This is a genomic window from Levilactobacillus suantsaii (assembly GCF_004115745.1).
Taxonomy (GTDB): domain Bacteria; phylum Bacillota; class Bacilli; order Lactobacillales; family Lactobacillaceae; genus Levilactobacillus; species Levilactobacillus suantsaii.
The window spans coordinates 76381-98587 of record NZ_QXIL01000005.1 but is presented as its reverse complement, the minus strand read 5'-3'; the positions used below and the strand labels follow the sequence as shown (position 1 = coordinate 98587).

Annotated in this window: 21 protein-coding genes; all 21 read right to left on the bottom strand. The window is 53.0% G+C overall.

Translation table 11 applies throughout. The features are described from left to right. Nucleotides 1-28: 28 nt before the first annotated feature. Nucleotides 29-1021, bottom strand: coding sequence for an aldo/keto reductase (locus DXH47_RS04175; RefSeq protein WP_129031850.1), 993 nt, complete (start codon nucleotides 1019-1021; stop codon nucleotides 29-31). Nucleotides 1022-1103: 82 nt separating this feature from the next. Next, the gene (murQ, locus tag DXH47_RS04170; RefSeq protein ID WP_129031848.1) at nucleotides 1104-2012 is read right to left on the bottom strand and encodes an N-acetylmuramic acid 6-phosphate etherase; all 909 of its coding nucleotides are present in this window, start codon (nucleotides 2010-2012) and stop codon (nucleotides 1104-1106) included. A 323-nt stretch (nucleotides 2013-2335) separates the two neighbouring features. Further along, complete coding sequence (locus tag DXH47_RS04165; RefSeq protein WP_129031846.1) at nucleotides 2336-3985, bottom strand: peptide ABC transporter substrate-binding protein; 1650 nt, start codon at nucleotides 3983-3985, stop codon at nucleotides 2336-2338. A 185-nt stretch (nucleotides 3986-4170) separates the two neighbouring features. Then, nucleotides 4171-5223, bottom strand: coding sequence for an acyltransferase family protein (locus tag DXH47_RS04160; RefSeq protein ID WP_129031844.1), 1053 nt, complete (start codon nucleotides 5221-5223; stop codon nucleotides 4171-4173). Between the two features lie 132 nt (nucleotides 5224-5355). Beyond that, nucleotides 5356-6345 (bottom strand): ribose-phosphate diphosphokinase, encoded by a 990-nt coding sequence (locus tag DXH47_RS04155; RefSeq protein ID WP_129031842.1) that lies wholly within the window; start codon nucleotides 6343-6345, stop codon nucleotides 5356-5358. 89 nt (nucleotides 6346-6434) lie between these two features. Then, nucleotides 6435-8978 carry an SF1B family DNA helicase RecD2 gene (gene recD2, locus DXH47_RS04150; protein ID WP_129031840.1) on the bottom strand — a complete coding sequence of 848 codons (2544 nt, stop codon included), beginning with the start codon at nucleotides 8976-8978 and terminating at the stop codon, nucleotides 6435-6437. A gap of 6 nt (nucleotides 8979-8984) precedes the next feature. Beyond that, nucleotides 8985-9665 (bottom strand): tetratricopeptide repeat protein, encoded by a 681-nt coding sequence (locus DXH47_RS04145; RefSeq protein WP_129031838.1) that lies wholly within the window; start codon nucleotides 9663-9665, stop codon nucleotides 8985-8987. A gap of 16 nt (nucleotides 9666-9681) precedes the next feature. After that, nucleotides 9682-10335 (bottom strand): histidine phosphatase family protein, encoded by a 654-nt coding sequence (locus tag DXH47_RS04140; RefSeq protein ID WP_129031836.1) that lies wholly within the window; start codon nucleotides 10333-10335, stop codon nucleotides 9682-9684. A 249-nt stretch (nucleotides 10336-10584) separates the two neighbouring features. After that, nucleotides 10585-11742: a tRNA 2-thiouridine(34) synthase MnmA gene (gene mnmA, locus DXH47_RS04135; RefSeq protein WP_129031834.1), complete on the bottom strand. Its 1158-nt coding sequence runs from the start codon at nucleotides 11740-11742 to the stop codon at nucleotides 10585-10587. Between the two features lie 185 nt (nucleotides 11743-11927). Next, entirely contained in the window at nucleotides 11928-12269 is a 342-nt protein-coding gene (locus DXH47_RS04130; protein WP_129031832.1) for a DUF1831 domain-containing protein, read from the bottom strand. 1 nt (nucleotide 12270) lies between these two features. Further along, nucleotides 12271-13437 (bottom strand): cysteine desulfurase family protein, encoded by a 1167-nt coding sequence (locus tag DXH47_RS04125; protein ID WP_129031830.1) that lies wholly within the window; start codon nucleotides 13435-13437, stop codon nucleotides 12271-12273. A 25-nt stretch (nucleotides 13438-13462) separates the two neighbouring features. Next, nucleotides 13463-14155: a 5'-methylthioadenosine/adenosylhomocysteine nucleosidase gene (locus DXH47_RS04120; RefSeq protein ID WP_129031829.1), complete on the bottom strand. Its 693-nt coding sequence runs from the start codon at nucleotides 14153-14155 to the stop codon at nucleotides 13463-13465. Nucleotides 14156-14172: 17 nt separating this feature from the next. After that, the gene (locus tag DXH47_RS04115; protein WP_129031827.1) at nucleotides 14173-14463 is read right to left on the bottom strand and encodes a hypothetical protein; all 291 of its coding nucleotides are present in this window, start codon (nucleotides 14461-14463) and stop codon (nucleotides 14173-14175) included. 9 nt (nucleotides 14464-14472) lie between these two features. Next, a complete protein-coding gene (locus DXH47_RS04110) occupies nucleotides 14473-15015 on the bottom strand; it encodes an NUDIX hydrolase (protein WP_129031825.1) in 543 nt (180 codons plus the stop codon). 3 nt (nucleotides 15016-15018) lie between these two features. Then, the gene (locus tag DXH47_RS04105) at nucleotides 15019-15240 is read right to left on the bottom strand and encodes a cold-shock protein (RefSeq protein ID WP_129031823.1); all 222 of its coding nucleotides are present in this window, start codon (nucleotides 15238-15240) and stop codon (nucleotides 15019-15021) included. A gap of 162 nt (nucleotides 15241-15402) precedes the next feature. After that, nucleotides 15403-18204 carry an isoleucine--tRNA ligase gene (ileS, locus tag DXH47_RS04100; RefSeq protein ID WP_129031821.1) on the bottom strand — a complete coding sequence of 934 codons (2802 nt, stop codon included), beginning with the start codon at nucleotides 18202-18204 and terminating at the stop codon, nucleotides 15403-15405. 358 nt (nucleotides 18205-18562) lie between these two features. Further along, the gene (locus DXH47_RS04095; RefSeq protein ID WP_129031819.1) at nucleotides 18563-19285 is read right to left on the bottom strand and encodes a DivIVA domain-containing protein; all 723 of its coding nucleotides are present in this window, start codon (nucleotides 19283-19285) and stop codon (nucleotides 18563-18565) included. Nucleotides 19286-19304: 19 nt separating this feature from the next. After that, a complete protein-coding gene (locus DXH47_RS04090) occupies nucleotides 19305-20084 on the bottom strand; it encodes a YlmH family RNA-binding protein (RefSeq protein ID WP_129031817.1) in 780 nt (259 codons plus the stop codon). 24 nt (nucleotides 20085-20108) lie between these two features. Continuing rightward, nucleotides 20109-20417 carry a YggT family protein gene (locus DXH47_RS04085; RefSeq protein WP_225423488.1) on the bottom strand — a complete coding sequence of 103 codons (309 nt, stop codon included), beginning with the start codon at nucleotides 20415-20417 and terminating at the stop codon, nucleotides 20109-20111. Nucleotides 20418-20429: 12 nt separating this feature from the next. After that, the gene (locus tag DXH47_RS04080; RefSeq protein WP_129031815.1) at nucleotides 20430-20876 is read right to left on the bottom strand and encodes a cell division protein SepF; all 447 of its coding nucleotides are present in this window, start codon (nucleotides 20874-20876) and stop codon (nucleotides 20430-20432) included. 37 nt (nucleotides 20877-20913) lie between these two features. After that, nucleotides 20914-22200 (bottom strand): cell division protein FtsZ, encoded by a 1287-nt coding sequence (gene ftsZ / locus DXH47_RS04075; RefSeq protein WP_129031813.1) that lies wholly within the window; start codon nucleotides 22198-22200, stop codon nucleotides 20914-20916. Nucleotides 22201-22207: the final 7 nt, after the last annotated feature.

Sequence of the window (22207 nt, the reverse complement as noted above, 5' to 3'; positions counted from 1 at the left end):
TGGACGACGCCTTAAGACCGATCTTCAATTAAGCCTTTAAAATCTTATCGATAGCGGCCAATTCTTCCGAATCGAAAGATAGGTTTTGAACCGCCTTCAGGTTTTCAGCCAAATGTTCTGGCTTGGATGCCCCGGTAATCACACTGGTGACCACGGGATCGTGTAACAACCAAGCTAACGCCATGTGGGCCAATTTTTGCCCCCGGCTTTGGGCAATCTTGTTCAGCGCCTGCAACTTGTGAAAAATCTTGTCGCGACCATTGTCGAAGATATATTGGCTCGACCAATGGATGTTCAAGTCTTCAGGAATCCCATCCAAGTACTTGTCGGTCAGTAAGCCCTCAGCCAGTGGGCCGTACGCCATGATGCCGGCATTATTTTCCCGCATCCGGTCAAACAGTCCGTCTTGAGCGGCCTTCTGGTTCAACATATTGTACGACACTTGGTCAATGACAAACGGCGTGTGCAAGTCCTTAAAAATCTTGACCATGGCCATGGCTTGGGGCGCCGTGTAGTTCGAAATCCCCACGTACAGCGTCTTACCTTGCTTGACCAAATCGTTCAACGCGACAGCCGTTTCTTCCGGTGACGTGTTGGGATCAAAGCGGTGACTATAGTAAACATCCACGTAATCCAGGCCCATCCGTTCGAGGGATTGGTCCAGTGACGCGACTAAGGCCTTGCGAGAACTCATTTCCCCGTAAGGTCCTGGCCACATGTGGAAACCTGCCTTGGTGCTGATGACGAGTTCATCACGGTAAGGTGCCAGTTCACGATGAAAGACCTGGCCAAAGAGGCGTTCGGCTTCTCCCGTTCCTGGACCATAGTTCGCAGCTAAGTCAAAACTAAAAATCCCGGCGTCAAACGCCTTCAACATGATGTCACGGGTATCCGCGTAGTTCGCGGTCTCTCCGTAACTGTGCCACATCCCAAAGGAGATTGCGGGTAATTGGAACCCGGTGTTGCCGGCGCGTCGAATCGGCATCTTCTTATCGTACCGATGTTCATCTGCTACGTACATATTTGCCACATTCCTTTCTACTCAATACCTACGTCGAGTATAAGGGAATTGGTGCGGACCAGTCAAGGCGGTCGACCCGATTTTAATGGCGATTGTCACTCAACTTGACGGCTTGTGACACGTGGCCGTCGGTAGCGGCTAAAAGTTCCTTAGCTTCGGCAATCGTCCCCTTGGTATCAATCAAGACGATAGCGAGCGGTACGTTGTTCTTGGCTCGGGCCAATGCGCGTTCCGCCGCTAACGTCGATGTCTGGGTCGCTTCGGCAATGATCTTCTTGGCCCGTTCAAAGGTCTTATCGTTGGTCGGGACCACATTGATCATCAAATTCTGGTAAACCTTTCCCGTCTTGATCATGATGCCAGTCGACAGCATGTTCAAGACCATCTTTTCTGCGGTCCCCGCTTTCAACAGCGTGGCCCCGGTAATCACTTCGGGACCGACCACGGGCGTGATGGGATAGTCCGCCAATTGGGCCAAGGGGCTGTCGGCAATGCAAGAAAAGCCAATGCCTAAAGCGCCCTGGTCTTGCGCTGCCTTCAAGGCCGCCACCGTATATGGCGTCCGCCCTGAAGCCGCACTAGCAACAACAATATCTTGGTCGGTCAATTCGACCGCTTGCAAATCCTTTTGGGCCAGCTCCGGCGAATCTTCAGCGTCCTGAATCGTTTTGGTCAGCGCCGCCGTACCCCCGGCAATCAGCCCAAACGTCTGTTGGGCCGTTAAACCGTAAGTGGGTTGTAATTCCGTGGCGTCCATCACCCCTAATCGACCGGACGTCCCGGCCCCAATGTAAATCAGCCGACCGCCCTGGTCGAATTTAGGATAAGCCGCATCGATGGCCGCCGCAATCTGGGGCAACTGTTTCTGCACCGCGCGAGCAACCCGCTGATCCTCACGGTTAATCGTGCCCACCATGTCGAGCGTGGATTCCCGATCAATGTGCGTCGACCGGTGATTGCGTTGTTCCGTTAAGATTTCATCTAATTGCATCTCGTCATCCTCCAACCTAACCGTTCCGTCGTTTATGTATTCGTTTTCACGAGTCCTAACTTAGGTATACCATGTTCCATAAAAAATTTCAATTCTTTACTGAAGAATGTTAGTAACCGTTTTCATTTCTCCCAATAATCCCCATCTGTTGAAACACAGCTCGAAAGCCCCGGCGCCACAGCAAAAAGGCCGCCCAGCAAATCCGTAGATTTAACTGGGCGACCCCCATTGACAATTTATTTTATTTTCCCGCGGTTAACTCGCCAAAATAGAAAGTTAGGCTTGTGATTACAAAAATTTATTCCTGCAACTGGAAAATCAGCTTACTTTTCAACTTTCATCCATTGATAACCACGACTCATTCCGGCGGGGTTCCAAACGTACACTTTAACCTTCGAGTTCCAAAGCTCGGCTGTCGCTGGTTGATACAGTGGCACGACCCCTTGTTGGGTCATCAAGCGCTTTTCGGCCTTGACCAAGTCATTGTATCGGGCAGTTGGCCGGTTGGCATCCTGGTTCTCGGAGCGCTTGATCAACGCGTCGTAAGTGGCATCGCTGAAGTCCCCGTTATTATTAGTATTTCCGGTAGCCATCAGTGACAAGAAGTTGATTGGATCCGCGAAATCGGCGCCCCAACTAGAAATAACTAAGTCAAAGTTCCCGGAGTTCGACCGGCTCAACCGCGTCTTGTACGGTAAGGTATTGATCGATACCTTAACATTCGGCATTTTCTGCAGTTCAGCCTGAATGTACTGGGCCACAGTCTTGGTAACTGAGGTATCATCGCACATCAGCGTCAGGTTCAATTGCTTGGTCCCACTAGCCTTCAATCCGGCCTTCATCAGCTTCTTAGCTTGTGGCAGATTGTGGGTGACACCTTCCTTGACGTAAGCGTCCTTGGCAAAGTCCTTCTTAGTCTTCGGGTTTTGGGTCAAATTCTGGGAGACGAACCCTAACGGCGCTTTCGAGCCATCCCGCAGGACCCGTTTAGCCAACTGTTGTTTATCGATGGCTAACGACAACGCTTTACGGACCTTCACGTTCCGTAAAGCCTTAATGCGTTTCTGGTTCATCTGCATGTAGTAGGTCGTCCCACCCACGTAGGTCTTCAAGTTGGGATTGTTCTTCAAATTAGCAACCTGCGTCCCATCGAGGGTCGTGGCGTCCAAGGACTTCTTTTGGAACAAGTTCAAGCCCGTCGATGCGTTGGAGACCACTTGGAAGTTTAATGACTTCAACGTGATGTCCTTGTGGTCCCAGAACTTCGAATTCTTCACCAGTTTCCAGCTCTGCGACGTCCCGGTCCACTTGGTCATCTTGAACGGCCCATCGTACGCCGTAGCGCTACCTGAGTGACCGTAATTGCTACCCTCTTTTTCCACGACGCTTTGTTCTTGTGGGAAGAACGTTGGGAAAGCCAGCAGCAACTTGAAGTAAGCCACCGGTTTACTCAACGTGACTTCCAAGCGGTAATTGTTCAATGCCTTGACGCCCAATTTGCTAGGTTTCATCTTTCCGGACTGAATCTGCTTATAGTTCTTCACACCAGCCATTAAGTAGGCGTATTCGGACGCGGTCTTGGGGTTGACCGTCCGTTGCCACGAGTAAACGAAATCGTGGGCTGTGACCGGTTTGCCATCATTCCACTTGTTGTTCCGCCGCAAGTTGAAGACGTAACGGGTCCCGTCCTTGCTGACCTTGGTCTTCGTCGCTAAGGCATTGATCAGCTTCTCGTTTTTGCCTAATCGAAACAACCCTTCTTGGGTGTGGTAGAGCATGGTCAAACTCGTCGAATCAGAAGCCTTAGAAACATCCAGTGTCGTGACCTCTGACTTGGCCGACAGGTTGACGGTCTGTTTCGCCGCCAACTGCCCCTGGCCTGACGACTGGCTACTCGACTTGCCACAAGCGGCAAGACCGCCGACGACTAAGAGGGTAATACCTAATAAAGCCCCAATATGTTTTCCGTTCACAATGGATCCTCCTCAATCTATGGGGACCGCTAGCTGCCGCACTGATCATCCCAACCTCATGCGCCGAGTCGGCCCCATTAAAATGCTAATTATTCGTAAGCAAAAAAATCCTGTTCAACCATACCGATTTTCAAAATACATTGCAAGTCAGACGGCTTCCACATTAAAAATTATCACCATTCTCCTCATTGCGTTGTCATCTTTACTCGTTGCCAGCCCCAATGCAAACAATAAGTCGTGGCAAAAGCAACAATCCAGGTCGCCCCATAACTAAGTAAGATTCGCCAGCCCAAGGCCAGTCCGTCCGTCAACGGCCACAACCAGTAGAGCCAAAACGCGTGACTCAAATAGGCCCGATAAGCGTACGTGGCCAACCAATGAATCACTGGAAGCCACGTTGAACGGCGCTGTAATTGTGCCACAGCTAGGCAACTGACCAACCCAATCACGCCCAACGCGTACATCAGAGCAGACGGCTGGTAGTAACCGGTGGCTGGTAAGCTGACCGGCAACCCCCGCCGTTTTAGTTGCCAGCCCAGCCACATAAATCCTAGCGCCCACCAGAGTAGTCCCACGAGCCAATGGTGACGCAGTGCCACCGCCACCCGCGGAAACTGCCACCACAGTACCCCTAAGACGGCGTACGGCAAAAAACTAAGGGCTAAGCGGTCCACTAAGTAAGTGGGCGCATGCGGAAACCAGGCCAACCACAACGCGTAAAAAATCGCCACCGCGCCCACACTTAGTTGAGCGCGGTATCGGGAAGACCCGACCCAAGCCGACCAGGCCCAAAACAGTGGCATGACCACGATAAATTGCAACATCATGGTGTTGTACCAGAGATGTGGGGCGGCATTACCGTTCACCGCCTGCCACAAGAAACTACCTAAATCATGGAAGGGCTGATGTTGCTGCAACTTAGGCGTGATAATCAAATACACCAAGGTCCACCACACACTGGGCACGCCCAACGCGGCCCACTGTTGGCGCCAGTATTGGCGCTTAGTCACGGGCGTCATCGCATGCTGACGCAAGGTGGTGTACAGGATACCAAAAATGAAGGCCGGTGCCGTAAACTTCACCAGGTCATAAGCTTGTCCAATCGCCCATTGCGCCGCGGCGCCTGGTCGGGTGGCCAGCGCCAAACCAAGTACGGTCTGGGCCATGACCGCCGTACACGCGGCGACCTTCAAATAATCGCCAATATCAGTTACCGCTGCCGTTTTCCTCAATTGCATCTACTCACTCAGTCCTTACTTTCTTAGCGCACACTTTTTCTCATCACCATAAACAAACGGACCTGAGAGTTACCCCCAGGCCCGTTTTTCGGTTGACTATTCCGGTCGAGTCACTCCCGCCGGTCAGTCAGCTTATTGTTGTTGCATCTTCAACGGTGACCGGAAGAGCTGGTCGACCGGTTGTTCGTTGTAAATCAACGTGATGGCCCGCCCGAAGAGTTCATCAACGGACATGACCACAAACTTATCACTCTGCTTTTCGGCGGGGATTCGAATGGAATCCGACACCACGACCTTTTCCAACGGTGAGGCGTCGATATGCTTGGTCGCATCCCCCGACAACACGGCGTGGGTCGCACTGGCAAAGACATGGGCCGCCCCCGCGTTACGCAGCGCTTGGGCCGATACGGAGATCCGCACGGCCGTGTCGATGATATCATCAACTAAGATGGCATTCTTGCCGGTCACATCACCAATCACGGCGTCCGGATGAGCCGCATTTTCGGTCTCACTGCGGTTGTCGATGATGGCGATGGGCGTGCCTAACAGCTCGGCTAAGCGCCGTGCTCGACTGACCCCCGCGTGATCCGGGGCGACGACGACCGTGTTATCCGCGGTCAAATCGGACCGACCTTCAAAGTAGCTGGCCAACAGCCGGTCACTTTGCAAGTGATCCACCGGAATATCAAAGAAGCCTTGTAACTGGGCAGCGTGCAGGTCCAGCGCAATCACACGGCTGACCCCATCCATCTGCAACAACGACGCCACGAGCTTGGCCGTAATGGGTTCCCGCGACCGGGCTTTCCGGTCAGCCCGAGAATACCCATAGTACGGGATAACCACGTTGATCTTCGCTGCGCTGGCCCGCCGAGCGGCATCCACCATGATCAGTAATTCCATGAGATTGGTATTCACGGGATCAGAGACGGATTGAATGATAAAGAGTTCATCACCCCGGATGCTTTCATCAATACTAATTTGAATTTCACCGTCACTAAAATGATTAACCGTTGCCTTTCCTAATTCGACCCCGGCGACCCGGGCAATCTTTTCGGCTAAGGGCCGGTTAGAGCTCAAGGCAAACACCTTCATCTTGCCCGCTTCGACCTGTTCTACCACCATAACTGCCTCCTATGCATATTCACTGTTCCATAAATGTGTCTTTATTATCGCAATTTATCCCCGTAAACGCAACGCTTAACCGAACGTTTTTAAGCCTGGGGCATAAATTGTTGGGGCGTAATCCCCTGCATGCCAATCATCGGGTCAATTTGCCCCGCTAAGGCCAGTTCGGGGGTCAACCGGTAATCGGTGGGCGTCGCCGGTGCCGCGGTCGCTGGCGTCCTTTTTTCGGCGTCTGCGGTGGGTCCTGCCGTCACCGATTCACCCGCAGTCGGCGTGGCGTCCTTTTCTGCTGGCTGGGTCTCAGCTTCAGCGGTGGGACTAGGCGTCTGGTCCGGTGCCAGTACGGCTTGAATCCGTTGGGTCAAGGTAGTGGCCCGGTTGACCGAAAGGTTCTCCACACAAGTCGCAAAGGCTTGGGGTTCCCCGACCAGAATCAGCATGTCGGCGGCCCGCGTCACCGCCGTGTAGAGCAAATTCCGTTGCAGCATTCGGTTGTACTGACTGACCATCGGCAAGATGACCAACTTAAATTCGGAACCCTGGGCTTTGTGAATTGACATGCAGTAGGCCAAGGTCAACCGAATCCAGTCGTTGCGTTGGTAGGTGACCTCGGTCTGTTCAAAGGCAATCGTCAATTGATCGCTTTTGACCTTACTGTGGGGGTCACTCGCCAAATCGATTCCGGTAATGGTCCCGATATCGCCGTTAAAGACGTTGTTCTCGGGACTATTGACCAGGTGTAAGACCTTGTCGCCGATACGGAATTGCTGATTCCGGAAAGTGACTTCCTTGGTCCGTTCATCTTTCTTGGGATTCAAAATCTCCTGCAAGATCTCGTTCAAGTGATCAATGCCGGCTGTTCCCCGGTACATCGGGGCCAATACTTGGATATCAGCGGCCGAGAAGCCCTTGACGTGGGCTTTAGCCACAATCTGGTCGATGACGTCGGCTACTTGGTTGGCCCGGCACGCAATAAACGACCGGTCCCGTTGATTCTTGGTGAAATCAGCGGGCAATTGCCCCTTCTTGATGGCGTGGGCTAACGGGATAATCGACGACCCATCGCCTTGGCGATAAATCGTGTCGAGTTGAATCTTTGGCAATTGATCACTGGCCAAGAGGTCGTGAAAGACCTGGCCGGGGCCCACGGAAGGTAATTGGTCCTTATCACCGACCAAGATGACCTGCATGCCTACCGGTACTGCTCGCAAAAGCACCTTCATCAGTGAGACATCGACCATCGACACCTCATCGATGATTAATAACCCGCCTTCCAAATCCTTGGTGGTGGCGTCTTCAATATTGCCTTCCCGGCCGGTCAAGCCTAATAAGCGGTGAATCGTACTGGCTGGCAGATCCGTGGTCTCACTCATCCGTTTTGCGGCCCGCCCCGTGGGCGCCGCTAGTAGGACAGGAAACGGTCGTTCCTTATACTCGTTGATGTCTAACGAAACGTCGTGCATCTTGGCGTACAGGTGGACTAGTCCGCGAATAATGGTGGTCTTCCCGGTCCCTGGGCCCCCGGTCAACAGCAGGACCTTAGCGCGAATCGCCGCGGTCAACGCGGCCGTTTGCGACTCGTCGTAGGTGATGTCGAGTTGCTTTTCGACTTTCCGCAACTGTTGCTGAATGGCTTTATCGCTAAAGGTCTGCTTATTTTCTTCATCGTCATCCTGCAACAAGCGGTTGAAGTGTTCGGCAATCTGCCACTCATCGTCATAGAGCGGTTTTAAGTAGATGCGTTGCTCATCGCCGACCACTTTTTGTTGCTTGGCCAATTCTAAGAGTTGGTCGGCCAACTGTTGCGGGTTCAAGCGCACGTTGCGGCTATTTTCAAGTAGGCTCAACGTGTTGGTCAGTAACGGCTTGGCCGTGGTGTAAGTATCCCCGTTGGCCACCGACAGATCCCGCAAGGTCTGTAGGATCCCAGCGCGTAACCGTTCGGGCCGGTCCGGGGCATAGCCCAGTTGCGTGGCAATCTGGTCGGCACGCTTGAAGCTGACCCTAGTGATGTCTTCGGCCAACTGGTACGGGTTATCGTGAATCACATCAAGAGTCTTTTCTTGGTAGCGGTTATAGATGGCGGCCGCTAAGGTGCTGCCAAACCCGTACCCATTCAGCCCGATGATAATCTGTTCCATCCCATTATTGGTCTGAAGTTGGGTGACCAACGTCTGGGTCACCTTAGGCGACAACCCCAACGGATCGAGGACCGAGTGGTCGTTTAAAATCGCATCGATAGCATCGGCACCCAGGGCGTCGACCACCTTTTCCGCCGTTTTCTTCCCCACGCCAGGAAAGTCATCCCCACTCAAATAGGCAATGACCCCGTTGCGGGAAGTTGGCGTTTCGTTTTGGTAGTTCGTAGCCTGAAACTGCACGCCGTACTTGGGGTGTTCCACCCGTTTACCCGTAAAACGATAGACCACGTCATCCTTGATGTCGGCAAAGTTACCCGTGACTACGATTTCGTCTTCGTGCCAATCTAAACTGGTCTCGCTGACTTTGATCAGTAAGACCTTATAAAAACTATCCTGACTGGTGAAAAAGACCGCACTGACCGAGCCCACGACGTAATCGCCCTGTTGGCCCCGGTCCGTCGCCAGCAGGTCCATAGATTCGGTTGCCATCCCACATTACTCCTTCTGTTGATGCTGCGTGTGAATGAATTTCTCGATATCGACCAACTTCTTCTGGCCCTTGGCATAATACGCTGGATCAAGTTGTTTGGCCTTAGCAAAGTAATCGGCATAAGCCTCGCCTTGCACCATTGCCACTAGTCCGCGGTCGAATTGTGCGTGCCCGTTCTTAGCATCCAGTGCCAAGACCCGGTCATAATAAGTAGCGGCTTGGGCCATGTCACCCACGGCTAAGAGGTTTTCGGCAACCACCTGGAGGGTGGCCACATCGTTGGGTTGGCTGGCCAACGCCGTTAGCGCAAAGGCCAACGCCCGCTTATGGTCGCCATTTGCCATGTGAATTTGGGCGATCATCAAATAGCCAACCCCTTTGAACTGGTCACCCAACTGGTCAAACTGGGCGATAGCTTTGGGGTAATCCTGGGCCGCATAGTACACGTTCCCCAGCCCGTAGTGTAAACGTTCGACCGCCTCGGGTTGCGCCTGAAACAAGCCGAGCGCCTTCATCAAGAGCTCTTCGGCCTGGGCATAAGACTTGAGGTCGACCAACACGGTGGCTAGTTCGTAATAGGGCTTGAACTCCCCAGGGTGTTGGGTAATCTGTTGCACCAGTTGATGGACTAATTTTTCCGAGCGTTGTTTGTCCGCTGCTCGCTTGGCGGAAGGTTCCGTTGTCATAACATTATCACCTGCATTAAATAGTATCGGTCGGGGTGGCGCTGGCCGTTAGAAAACTAGTATTGTTCCAGTCCAACAGGTCAAAGTATTGCCCGTCATGGGTCTCGAGCACCGTCACGCTAGTATTCCGAATACCGCCCCGTTTGCGCAGGTCGGCTAACGGCGTCTGTAACAACGCGTTGATCTCGGCGTTGAGCGCTGCCCCGTGACCCACGATCATCACGTTGGCGGTGTCCGGGTTATGCGCCACAATGGTCTGAATGGCCGGCGTCATCCGGTCGATGACCTGCGTAAAGGTCTCGCCGCCCACCTTTTGGGTGGCGTAGCGATCCGGATGGTTACGAAACGCATCCAGCTCCGTGGGGAACCGTTCCTGAATCGACGCAAACGTCTGACCTTCCATCACGCCTAAATGAAACTCTTCTAAGCGACTCATTAGGGTCAGTGGCACGCGTTGATGGGCTTCTCGCAATACCCGCCGTGCTGTGACCCGGGCTCGTTTGATGGGACTCGAATAGGCGTGCGTGAATTTAACATCGCGCAAAAAACGCCCTAATTGAATCATTTGCTGATAACTAGCCGGCAGTAACGGCGAATCACCACCGGCGCCCTGAAACCGTCCTTCCAAGTTCCACTGTGTCTTCCCATGTCGAATAAAGTATAGTTTCATTGTTTGTAAACGTCCTTTCACCATTAATTGCGCTCACTGTTACCCGATTAGCAGACGCGAAAACTCATTTACCGCTTAAATCGAGTCACTGCGCTCAGCAATTAACGACCCAATCTCTACATATTATGCCAGTTTTTGCCGCGTTTTCAAAGTAACTGTGTCAAACTGCCGGCTCGTTAGTCCGAAAAAGGGCCTGATAACTCAAAAAGGGTCCGAGAAATAACTCCCAGACCCTTTCGTCGCACTAAATTAGATTAATTGTAACTTGCCAGCACCCTCGTGTGTAGCGTTAATGCTGGTCTCACCGTATGCCGCATCGATAATCGCACTGCCCAGGCACTCGTCGCCGTCGTAGAAAACGACCGCTTGGCCGGGTGTGATGGCCCGAGCTGGCTCGTCGAAAGTTACCGTGACCTTCTGGCCATCGTCACTCAGATGAACGGTCACGCCGGTATCTTTTTGGCGGTAACGGAACTTCGCCGTGCAACGGAAGTCTTGACCCCGGTCAATCGTGTTGACCCAGTGGATATCCGAAGCTTCCAAGTACGTGGCGTAAAGGTGCGGGTTGTGGTACCCCTTGCCCACGTACAAGATGTTCTTGGACAGGTCCTTACCAATGACGAACCAAGGCTGGTTGTCGACTCCGTCGCCACCAATGCCTAAGCCGCGCCGCTGACCGATCGTGTAGTACATCAAGCCGGCGTGCTCACCCTTGACCTCACCGTCAACGGTCATCATCTTGCCAGGCTTGGCTGGTAAGTAGTGGTTCAAAAAGTCCTTGAAATTACCTTTTTCACCGATGAAGCAAATGCCCATGGAGTCGGGCTTCTTAGCGGTCGCCAAACCGGCGTCTGCCGCCATCTGCCGGACCTGGGTCTTCTTGACCAAGTCCCCGATTGGGAACATGACCCGGTCGAGCTGCTCAGCCGAAAGCTGGCTCAAGAAGTACGTCTGATCCTTGTTGGCATCAACGGCCCGCAACAAGTGATTATGACCGTCAGCATCCCGCGTCAACTGGGCATAATGCCCCGTGGCGATGTAGTCGGCCCCCAGCTCTAAGGCGTAGTCGAGAAACGCCTTGAACTTGATTTCCTTGTTACAGATGACGTCCGGGTTGGGCGTCCGACCCTTCTTGTACTCGTCCAAGAAGTACGTGAACACGCGGTCCCAGTACTCCTTTTCGAAGTTGACCGAGTAGTACGGAATCCCAATCTTTGCGGCCACCTTGGCCACGTCCTTGTAATCTTCAGTTGCGGTGCAGACGCCGTTCTCATCCGTGTCGTCCCAATTCTTCATAAAGACGCCCACGACGTCGTAGCCCTGCTGCTTTAAGCGCAAGGCCACGACGGAGGAATCCACACCACCACTCATTCCGACAACGACACGCGTTTGGCTGTTGTCTTGCATGGTATCACCATCATTTCTATCAGATTCTGGAGAATCTACGAGTTGAAGGTCGCACAAGTCCAGTATTTATCAGTGTAACGATTTAGCTTACATTTTGCAAGCCTGGTGTTTCTTTTCCTGAAAACGGCTCACAGCCCATGAAAAAGGGAGTCCCAGCGTTCCTGCTGGTGACTCCCTACACCCGGTTACTGTTTCTTCAAAATCTCCCGGTCGATTAGATTTTGCATGATGAAATGGTACTGCTCAACGTTACCCTTGGCGTGGGGGCCTTTAAAGATATTCAGCCGCCGATTGCCCGACGCGTTGGTGGTCGCCATCTTGAACCCGGACAGGTCCTTGGCCACCGTCACCTTGAGCATCTGGTTACGGTTATACGGTGAAGTCGGGTCGACCGACCGTTCCAACGTGTAGTTGCCCGCGTTTGTCACCTGAAAGCCGACGTCCTTTAAAGCGTACGGCTTAATGTTGGGGTGGAGCGTATAGCTGTCCTGGTCCCCTTCAATCTGCATCGTTTTTTTAAATAACACGCTACTTCACCTCGTTGGTGTGCTTTAATCGCGTCACAATTTTAGTCACGGCCTGGATAAAGGCGTCCAGGTCGGCTTCGGTGGTGTAGGTCCCAAAGGACAACCGTAACGACTCACCGATGCGGGGACTATCAGCCCCGAACATCGCCGTCAAGACGTGCGACGGCTCGATGGAGCCCGCCGTGCAGGCCGAGCCACCGGAAACGGCGATCCCCGCGAGGTCCAGGTTAGTCTGCATGACGTAGGTCGAAATACCCTTGATCCAGAGGTTCAAGACGTGGTTCAGGTTCTCTCCGTCTAATGACCCGTTGACGGCAAAGTCAACACCGTTAGCGGTCAGACCGTCGACCACGTGTTGCTTGAAGCCCTGATACTTAGCCTGGCGCTTAGCCTTGACCTCGGGCGTCAACGCCTGCACGGCCGTGGCAAAGCCCGCCATCGCCGGGACGTTCTCGGTCCCAGCCCGGCGCTTTTCTTCTTGGTCGCCGCCCTTGACCAAACTCGGGAAGTTCACGCCTTCCCGCCGGTACAAGAAACCAATCATCTTGGGCCCATTGATTTTGTGGGCCGATGTTGACAGCATGTCGATGTGGTCGCGTTGGACGTCGATGTCCAGTAACCCATAGGCTTGCACGGCATCGGTGTGGAACCACGCCTGGTGGTCCTTTAAGATTTCGCCGATTTCGTGGATTGGCATCCGACTACCAACCTCGTTGTTCCCGGTCATGATGGACACCAGGATGGTATCATCGCGCAAGGCGGCCTTGAAGTCGTCAAGACTGATGTGTCCCTGCTGGTCGACCGGCAGGTAGGTCACCTCAAAGCCCTCCTGCTCTAACGCCCGGAGCGGCTCCAAAATCGCCTTGTGTTCGATGGCCGTCGTAATGATATGCTTGCCCAGTTTTTGCCGGGCGTGGGCCGTTTGGGTAATCGCCGTGTTATCACTTTCACTACCGCCACTGGTAAAGATGATTTCGTCGTCGCTAGCGGCGTTGATGCTATCCGCAATCACCTGCCGACTATTTTCCATCACCGTATGAGCTTCGCGTCCCAAGCCATACAACGTTGAGGCGTTGCCAAAGACGTTAGCCATTTTATCCGTCATCTCAGCTAAGACGGCGGGCGACATGGGCGTCGTGGCCGCATTATCTAAGTAAATCTCCTTCACAACTAAACCCTCCTAGAAACTGAAGCTAGTGCTGCGCGGCAAACAGGGCCAGTAACATCTGGGCCGATTGCCGACCAGCATCAATAATAAAGTCATCAAAATCAACGCCGGAATTGTTATCCGCCGTATCGGACATGGCCCGCACCACGACGTAAGGCACGTCGAATTGGTGGGCGACTTGGCCGACCGCGGCCCCTTCCATTTCACCGGACAAAGCTTCGGGGAAGTGTGCCAAGATGGGGTTCGTGGCTGCCGGCCCGTTTAAGAACTGGTCGCCGGACACGATCAAGCCTTGCTTGGTGGTCAGGCCCGTTTGCTTCGCGGCCGCAGCTAATTCCGCGCCCCACTTTTTGGACGCTTCAAAACGTGCCGGTTGTTGCGGCAATTGGCCATAAACGTAGCCAAAGGCCCGGGCGTCGGCATCGTGGTAGGCCGTTTCGGTCGAGATGACCACGTCGCCAATGTTCAGGTCGGGCGCTAAGGCACCAGCTGAACCCGAATTGATGACGACATCCACGTCGAATTGGGTGATCAGTAAGGCCGTGGTTAAACCGGCTTCGACTTTCCCAATTCCGGAACGCACGAGCACCACGTTTTGACCGGAAATGGTCCCGCGGTAAAATTCTAACCCGTGGATGGTCGTGGTTTGACCGTCCTGTAAGGCGGCCTTTAATTCTTTGATTTCTTCTTCCATGGCACAAATTACGCCAAATGTCATGATGCTTGGTCACTCCTTTAAAATTCAACAAAAAATAAAATAATATACACGGTAATAATCAAAACGACCAGCCAAAAGATGACCCAGTTTAACCGACGACCTAACCGCCGCTGCTTATACTCAGACTGGCTGAGTGGTGCCGTATCGCCATTTTGTTCCAGGCCTTGCGGATTATCCGTCACCGGACTGTCAGGCCTTACGTCCTGGCCCCGCCGGCGTTGGTGTGACTGGTTGGCTTGCTCTTGTTCGCGGCGGTAATCCGCTCGCGTCTTGGGTTGATCGTCGTCCGATTGCCAATCATTACGCACTGCCATCACCTACTTCTGTAAGAGCCAGTAGTAAATGGCCATAATGGTCTTGGCGTCTTCAATTTCGCCGCTAGCAATCATGGCCTGCGCCTGGGTCTTGGTGACCGTGGACAACTCGAGGTTTTCCCCCTGGTCACGCGGTAATTCCGTCTTGACGGGCGTTAAGTCAGTTGCCATAAACAACGTCATGTACTCGTCGGAAAAGCCAACACTGGAATAAAAACCAGTAATCCGTTTCAACGTCCCCGGTTCATAGCGAATCTCTTCATTGAGTTCGCGCCGGACCGCATGCTCAATGTTATCGGCGTCGCGACTATCCAGCTTACCAGCCGGAATCTCTAACGTTGCCTTGGCAGCGGGGGCCCGCCACTGCCGCTCCAAAATCATGTGGTCGGCGTCCGTTAAGGCTAAAATACCTACAGCACCTGCATGCCGCACGATTTCACGCGTGGCTGCTTCGCCGTTCGGCAAGCGCACCTGTTGACGTTCTAAGCGCACGATAACGCCATCGTACAATGTTTCAGATGATTCAACGTGTTCTTCTAAATCCATACTCTATGCCTCCTGGTCTGCGGTCACCACGGGCGTGACTTTAGCCGCTTGGGGCCCCTTTTGGCCCTGAACGATCACGAACTGAACCGTTTGACCCGCTTCGAGTTTCCGGAAACCGTCACCTAAAATCCCCGTGTAATAAACGAAGACATCGCCATCATCCGGGGTCGTGATGAAGCCAAAGCCCCGTTGCTCACTATAACTTTTTACTTTACCGATTAGCATGATGCACTGGTCTCCCTTCCGTCTTGACATACAAGCAGATTATACCCGTTTTAGCCGGCCCCCGCAAACCACGAGGAACGCCCGGGTGATTCGGATTGGAAAACACAAAACGGACCTGGTTTATCCAGGCCCGTTTACGGGTAAATCTAAAGTTTCATTTAATTAGTCATCAAAGCCGGTCGTGGCTGTTTCTGGGTAATCCCGGCGGACGATAGCGGCACAGCGGGCACAGAAGTGCGGATAAGCGGCGTCACTGCCGACATCGGTCTTGATCAACCGGCAGCGTTGGCATTCGTCCCCTTCAGCGGCGGTGACCACAATGGCCACGTCGTCAAAGTCGACGGCATCAGCCGGCTTTTGATCGTAGTCTTGAACGTCCAGACCGGAAACCAGCAGGATCTGTTGCACGTTGATGTCCAATTGCTTGAACAAGGTCGCAATCTCAGGCTTCACGTAGAGGTCCAAGTGCGCTTCGGCAGCCTTCCCAATCAACTTGGCGTTCCGGGCTTCTTCGAGCGCCTTCAACACATCGCTACGGACCGTCATGAATTGGTCCCAAGCCGACGGGTCACCGTCTTCGTTGGTGGTTGGCAGGTCTAAGACCTTCGGCATTTCCGCTAATTGGACGAAGTCTTCCGGTTCCTTCAAGAAGGTCCAGATTTCTTCGGTCGTGTGCGGGATGATGGGCGTCAACAGCTTGGTCAACGTCACCGCAATCTGGTAGAAGACCGTCTGCATCGAGCGCCGGACCGGACTGTTTTCGGATTCGATGTACAAGACATCCTTGGCGAAGTCCAGGTAGAAGGTGGACAACTCGGTGATGACAAAGTTCATCAGTTCTTTGTAGATGCTCAAGAAGTCGTACTGGTCATAGTGACCCTTGACCGACTTAGTAAACTCATTGAGCCGGTATAGCATGTGCCGGTCGACGGCTTGTAAATCGGCCACGGCAACGGCGTCTTTTTCCGGATCGAAGTCCGTCGTGTTGGCCAACAGGTAGCGCATCGTGTTCCGCAGCTTCTTGTAGCTGTCCGAAATCTTCACGAAGGCTTCGGTCGAGACCCGCACGTCAGCGGACGCGTCCACGGACGTGACCCACAACCGGACAATGTCGGCCCCCATCTTCTTGATGATTTCGTCTGGGGCAATCGTGTTCCCTAAGGACTTGGACATCTTGTGGCCGTCTTTATCCAAGGTAAAGCCTTGGGAAACGACCTGCCTGTAAGGCGCCTTGCCTTCAGCGGCCACACTGGTAATCAAACTAGAGTTGAACCAGCCCCGGTATTGGTCGGACCCTTCCAAATAAAGGTTGGCTGGGTAAACCAGGTCATCACGCTGGGCTAAGACCCCTTGGTGCGAGGAACCGGAGTCGAACCACACATCCATGATGTCAGTTTCCTTAGTGAATTCACCGTGCGGGGAGTGTTCGTTGGTGTATCCATCTGGTAAGAGGTCCTTGGCGTCACGATCGAACCAGACGTTGGAGCCGTACTTGCCAAATAAGTCCGCCACGTGAGCAACCGTTTCTGGTTCGATGATGGCCGTGCCATCTTCCGCGTAGAAGATTGGCAGCGGCACACCCCAGACCCGTTGCCGGGAGATGACCCAGTCGCCACGGTCCTTAATCATGTTGGCTAAGCGCCGTTGACCCCAGTCTGGCTTGAAGGAAACGTCCTTTAAGTTGTCCAGAATCTCATCACGAATCTTATCAACTGAGGCAAACCACTGTGGCGTGGCCCGGAAGATGACCGGCTTTTTGGTACGCCAGTCAAACGGGTAACTGTGTTCGTACGGCATGTAATCCAGCAAAGCGTTCGTAGCCTTAAGCTTGTCCAAAGCAATTTGGTTAGCATCTTCGTAGAAGACACCCTTGAAATCAGGACCAGCTTCTTCGGTCATGTACCCCTTGTCGTCAACAGGGACTAAGACGGGTAAGTGGTATAAGGCCCCCACGTTAAAGTCATCTTCCCCTAAACCAGGTGCCGTGTGGACCAACCCAGTCCCGGAATCGGTCGTCACGAAGTCGCCTAACATGACCACGAGTTTCCGGTCGGCGATAAATGGATGTTGAGCCGTGATGTTTTCGAGGTCCTTGCCCAAAACGGTCTTGACCACTTGGACATCTTCCCAGCCAAACCGTTCGGCATTTTCCGCCACTAAGGTGCTGGCCAGAACGAACTTCCGGTCATCGTTGGCGGGTTTGACCACCGCGTACTCGATACCGGCATCAATCGTGATCCCTTCGGAAGCGGGAATGGTCCACGGCGTCGTGGTCCAAACCACAAAGTAGGTCTGATCATCCAAGACGCCCTTGCCATCGGCCACTTCTTCCACGAAGAAGGCGGACGGTGAGGTCACATCATGGTATTCAACTTCGGCTTCGGCCATCGCAGATTCAGAAGACCAGGACCAGTAGACCGGCTTTTTGCCCCGATAGATCAAGCCGCGCTTGGCCATTTCTCCGAAGACGCGCACTTCTGCGGCTTCGAATTCAGGGGTCAACGTCATATACGGGTTATCCCAATCGCCAGAAACGCCTAAGCGTTTGAAGCCTTCACGTTGTTGGTCGACTTGCTTTAGCGCGTATTCGCGACAAAGATCCCGGAACGCCGACGTCGACATCTTTTTGCGGTCGTAACCGGCCTTGGTCAATTGTTGTTCAATTGGCAGTCCGTGCGTATCCCAACCGGGCACGTACGGGGCGCGAAAACCGTTCATCGACTTGTAGCGCACGATGATATCCTTGGAAATCTTGTTCAACGCGTGACCCATGTGAATCGGGCCGTTCGCGTACGGGGGACCATCATGTAGAATAAAGGTCGGTTTCCCCTCGTTTAATTTCTGGCGGGCTTGATACAAATGGTTATCAGCCCACGCCTTTTGCCGGTCAACTTCCTTGACCGGCAAATTGCCTCGCATTTTAAACTTGGTCTTACCCAAGTTCAGCGTGTCTTTTACTCGCATACCAGCAATTCCTCCTTGTTGTCATGACTCTTCCACGGTGCGTGACCGGTGAGCTCAAGTGTCCCACTGGAGGCCACCTCAGCTCACCGGTCAAACGCCTTATTTTTCACTTGCATCCTAACCATAAAAAAAACGACCCGCCGCAAGGGACGAAGTCGTTCGTGGTACCACCCAAATTTAGAAATTAACTCCCGCTAATTTCCCTCAATACCGTAACGGGGTACCCGTTAAGACCTACTTCGTTTTCAGTCCTAAAGCCACTCAGAATGATCACGCCAAGGTCTCTGAATCGCTGGTCTTCCACCTTCACCAGCTCGCTAGGACCGTTTACCTTGTCGTTGTGTTTCCTCAAGCATTTTTATTGTTGGTTGTAATGTTTTTGATCATTGTCCGGGAAGATGACGACGGTCTCTTGACTCGGGTCACCCGTGTCCGTGACGGGCGTTTCGGTGACTTGAGTCTGACCATCTGTTTCGTCAGTCGCATCCGTTGACGATGATGTTTCTGAGTCTACGCCTTGTTCTGGCGCCTTGTCAAGTCGGTCGCCCACGACCTTCTTAATCTCCTCATAGCTGGACATGGAACCTTCCTTGAGCAACTCGTCCCAATCGTTAGATTTAACGACTTCCAGTTGGCTTTCTAACATGACTTGGAGCCGTTGCCGGAAGACCCGGGTACTCTTCTTCAAGTCGTCCGTCTCGACCGCCAGTTTCTTGGCGCGTTTCGAGGCTTCCGTCATAATTTGGTTGCCCTTGTTGGTGGCTTCGGAAACGATGTCGGAACTTTGCTTTTGCGCCTCACGAATAATAATTTCGGATTCCTTTTGCGAGTTGGCCTTGACCTTATCAGCGGCCTCCTGGGCGACCAAGATCGATTGGTTCAACGAATCTTTTAAGTCGTTAAAGTATTTCAACTTTTCGTTGGCTGCATCTAACTGTTCACCCAGCTCCTTATTATGGTTCAACGTGATTTGATAATCCTTGATGACCTGATCTAAGAAGTCATTGACCTCATCAACGTTGTAACCCCGCATTTTGGTTCCGAACTCTTTATTATGAATATCTAATGGACTTAGTACCATTTGTACGTTCCCTCCGCATCTATTTCTTCAGCACCGCTAGGATGACCCGAATTTTTTCTTTTTTCGTCCGCCCGCCGACCTCGTCGAGCCGAATCCGCCCGAAATGTCGTACGGACACAATATCTGCCACGGCTAACTCGTAGTCGGGCTTTTCCGTATCGGCCCAGTTGACCCGGACCCGACCGCCCTCGATGAGTTCTTTGGCGCGGTGACGGGATAAGTGAAAGCCTGTCCCGACGATACTATCTAATCGTAGCGACGATAACGTCGCCGCTTCAGGTTCCCACTCGTCTTCTGGCTGGACCAACGTTTCCAACGTGGTAGGAACCAGGCGAGCCTTGACCCGACCAATACGGTCGACTTGGCCCGTTAAGTAATCGGTCATCGCCGATTCGGTCACCAATTGCCAGGTGAGACCGTCCGTGACGATATCGCCGATGATTTCACGTTCAATGCCCGACCCCAGGAGGGTGCCTAAGATCTGACTATGATGTAACGTGGCAAACTTGATGGGATAATCGACCTGCAGTAATGCCAGCTCGAAGTCCCGGGTTTCCGGCGTGTAGTACTCCGGATAAAAGAGGGCTCGTTGCATCTCCGCCCCCGCGTAACCACCGTTGAACCGAACCGCAATGTCGGCCCGATGGGCTAACGTGGTAGCGACGTAAACTTGACGCGGATTCAGGAAATGCGTGAGCACTGGCCGGTACTCATCCTGAACCCGCTGCAACCAGTTCCCAACCGCATCGATGAAGGGGGCTTCATCCGGCCGGAAATGTTGCGTGATATTCTCATCCACGGCCGTTTCCTCCTCTCATCATCGTCACAGTAATAACTGGATAACGAACCCTTCGATGGCTTGTAGCCCGATCTGAACTACCGATAACACGACGATGGCAACAATTGGGCCAAAACCTAAGGGTCCAATGGCAATGAAGTTAAAGTAACTTAAGAACGGTTCGACTAAGCGACCGATAATCTGACCAAACCGGGACTGATAGCCTCCGGGAAGCCAGCTTAGTAACGCGTAAATCACGATTAACAGGATGTACGCGCCGACCAACCAGTTCAAAACTTGAAAGACAAACATGACCAATTTGAGCATGGCTGCACTTATTCCAGCGTTAATCAAAGCATCCGCTCCTTATGACGTAAATTGATTGCCGAGATTGGCCGCAACATCGCCGGTCACCTCGAAGTTATGTGGCGTGCAAAGAAAGATTTCTTCGCCAATTCGTTTGATTTCACCGCCGACAGCAAACGCCGTCCCGTTCAAAAAATCCACAATGCGCTGGGCTTGAGCTTCATCGACCCGGGCAAAATTAACGATAACGGCATCCCCGCTGGTAATTTGCTTGGCGATTCCCTTCGCATCTGAGTAAATCCGGGGCTCACAAATCGTGATGTGACTTGAATTAGTAGCGGAACGCATAGCAACCACCTTCCGTGTGTCAACTGGACGTTGCGGCGCTACTGGATGAGCCGCTTGAGGCTGTCGTTGAGCGACCGAATTGGATTTTTGATAGTCGTCGTCATCATCATAATCATCGTTCATGCCGAAAAACTTGCTGAGACTAAACTTATCCGCCATAGCTAATCACTCCTCTCACAACAGCTCACCACATCAGTTATTTCCGCCGCCGCTTAAAGAACGGTGGCGTGTCTTCACCCTGATTGTCGTCCGCCGCTGAATGCTGGTTAGAACTTGGGTTGAAAATATTAAAGTCAGGCTTGTCGACCCCGGCAAACTCATCGCTACCGGATGATGGCTTGGGTTCCGGCCGGTGCGCTGGTTCACGAATATCCCAGTTACCAAACGGATCACTCTTTTGTTCACGATGGTCAGCTTGAGATTGACGCGTCTCACCATGGTTGGTCGGTTGGCTCCCCGCGTTATTATTATTTTGCGCATTCGCCCGCCGAGCTACCCGAGAACGGCCTGCCGCTTTTTCTTCCCGCTTCCGGTCAATCCCGGTTGCAATCACGGTGACCCGAACTTCGTCGCCTAACTCTTCGTCGATGGACGTTCCAAAGATGATGTTGACATCACTCGTCGCAGCATCTGACACGATTTGGGAAGCCGCTTGGGCTTCAAACAAGGACAAGTCGGGACCACCGGTAATGTTCAAGAGAACTTGTTCGGCCCCGTCAATGGACACTTCCAGTAATGGTGACGAGATGGCTTTCTTGGTGGCATCCTCCGTGCGATTTTCGCCGTTGGCCGAGCCAATCCCCATCAACGCAGATCCTTGGTCCTTCATGACCGTCTTGACGTCGGCAAAATCCAAGTTGACATAGCCGGGACTCGTGATCAAATCAGAAATCCCCTGAACCCCTTGCCGTAAGACATTGTCGGCTTCTTGGAAGGCTTCCATCATTGGCGTCTTCTTGTCGACGATTTCTAACAAGCGGTTATTGGCGATAATAATCAACGTATCGACGTTCTCCTTCATCGCCGCGACCCCTTCGGCCGCAAAACGGGCCCGCCGTGGACCTTCAAAGCTAAATGGACGGGTCACAACACCAACGGTCAACGCACCGCCTTCCTTGGCGATTTTGGCCACGATTGGGGCGGCACCGTTCCCGGTACCACCGCCCATGCCGGCCGTAACGAAGACCATGTCGGCGCCTTCTAAGGCTTCCGTGATAGCTTCTTCGCTTTCTTCAGCCGCCTTGGCGCCGATTTCAGGATTGGCACCGGCACCTAACCCCCGGGTCAGTTTCGGCCCTAATTGGATTTTGGTCTCCGCTTTAGACGCTTCTAAGGCTTGCACGTCGGTGTTGGCGACGATAAATTCAACCCCCTTCACGTCTTCGGTGATCATTCGGTTAACGGCGTTGTTGCCCCCGCCGCCGACGCCAATGACTTTGATGTTGGCGCCGTGATTTTGAGCAGAATCTAATGAATATTCCATTGTGTAT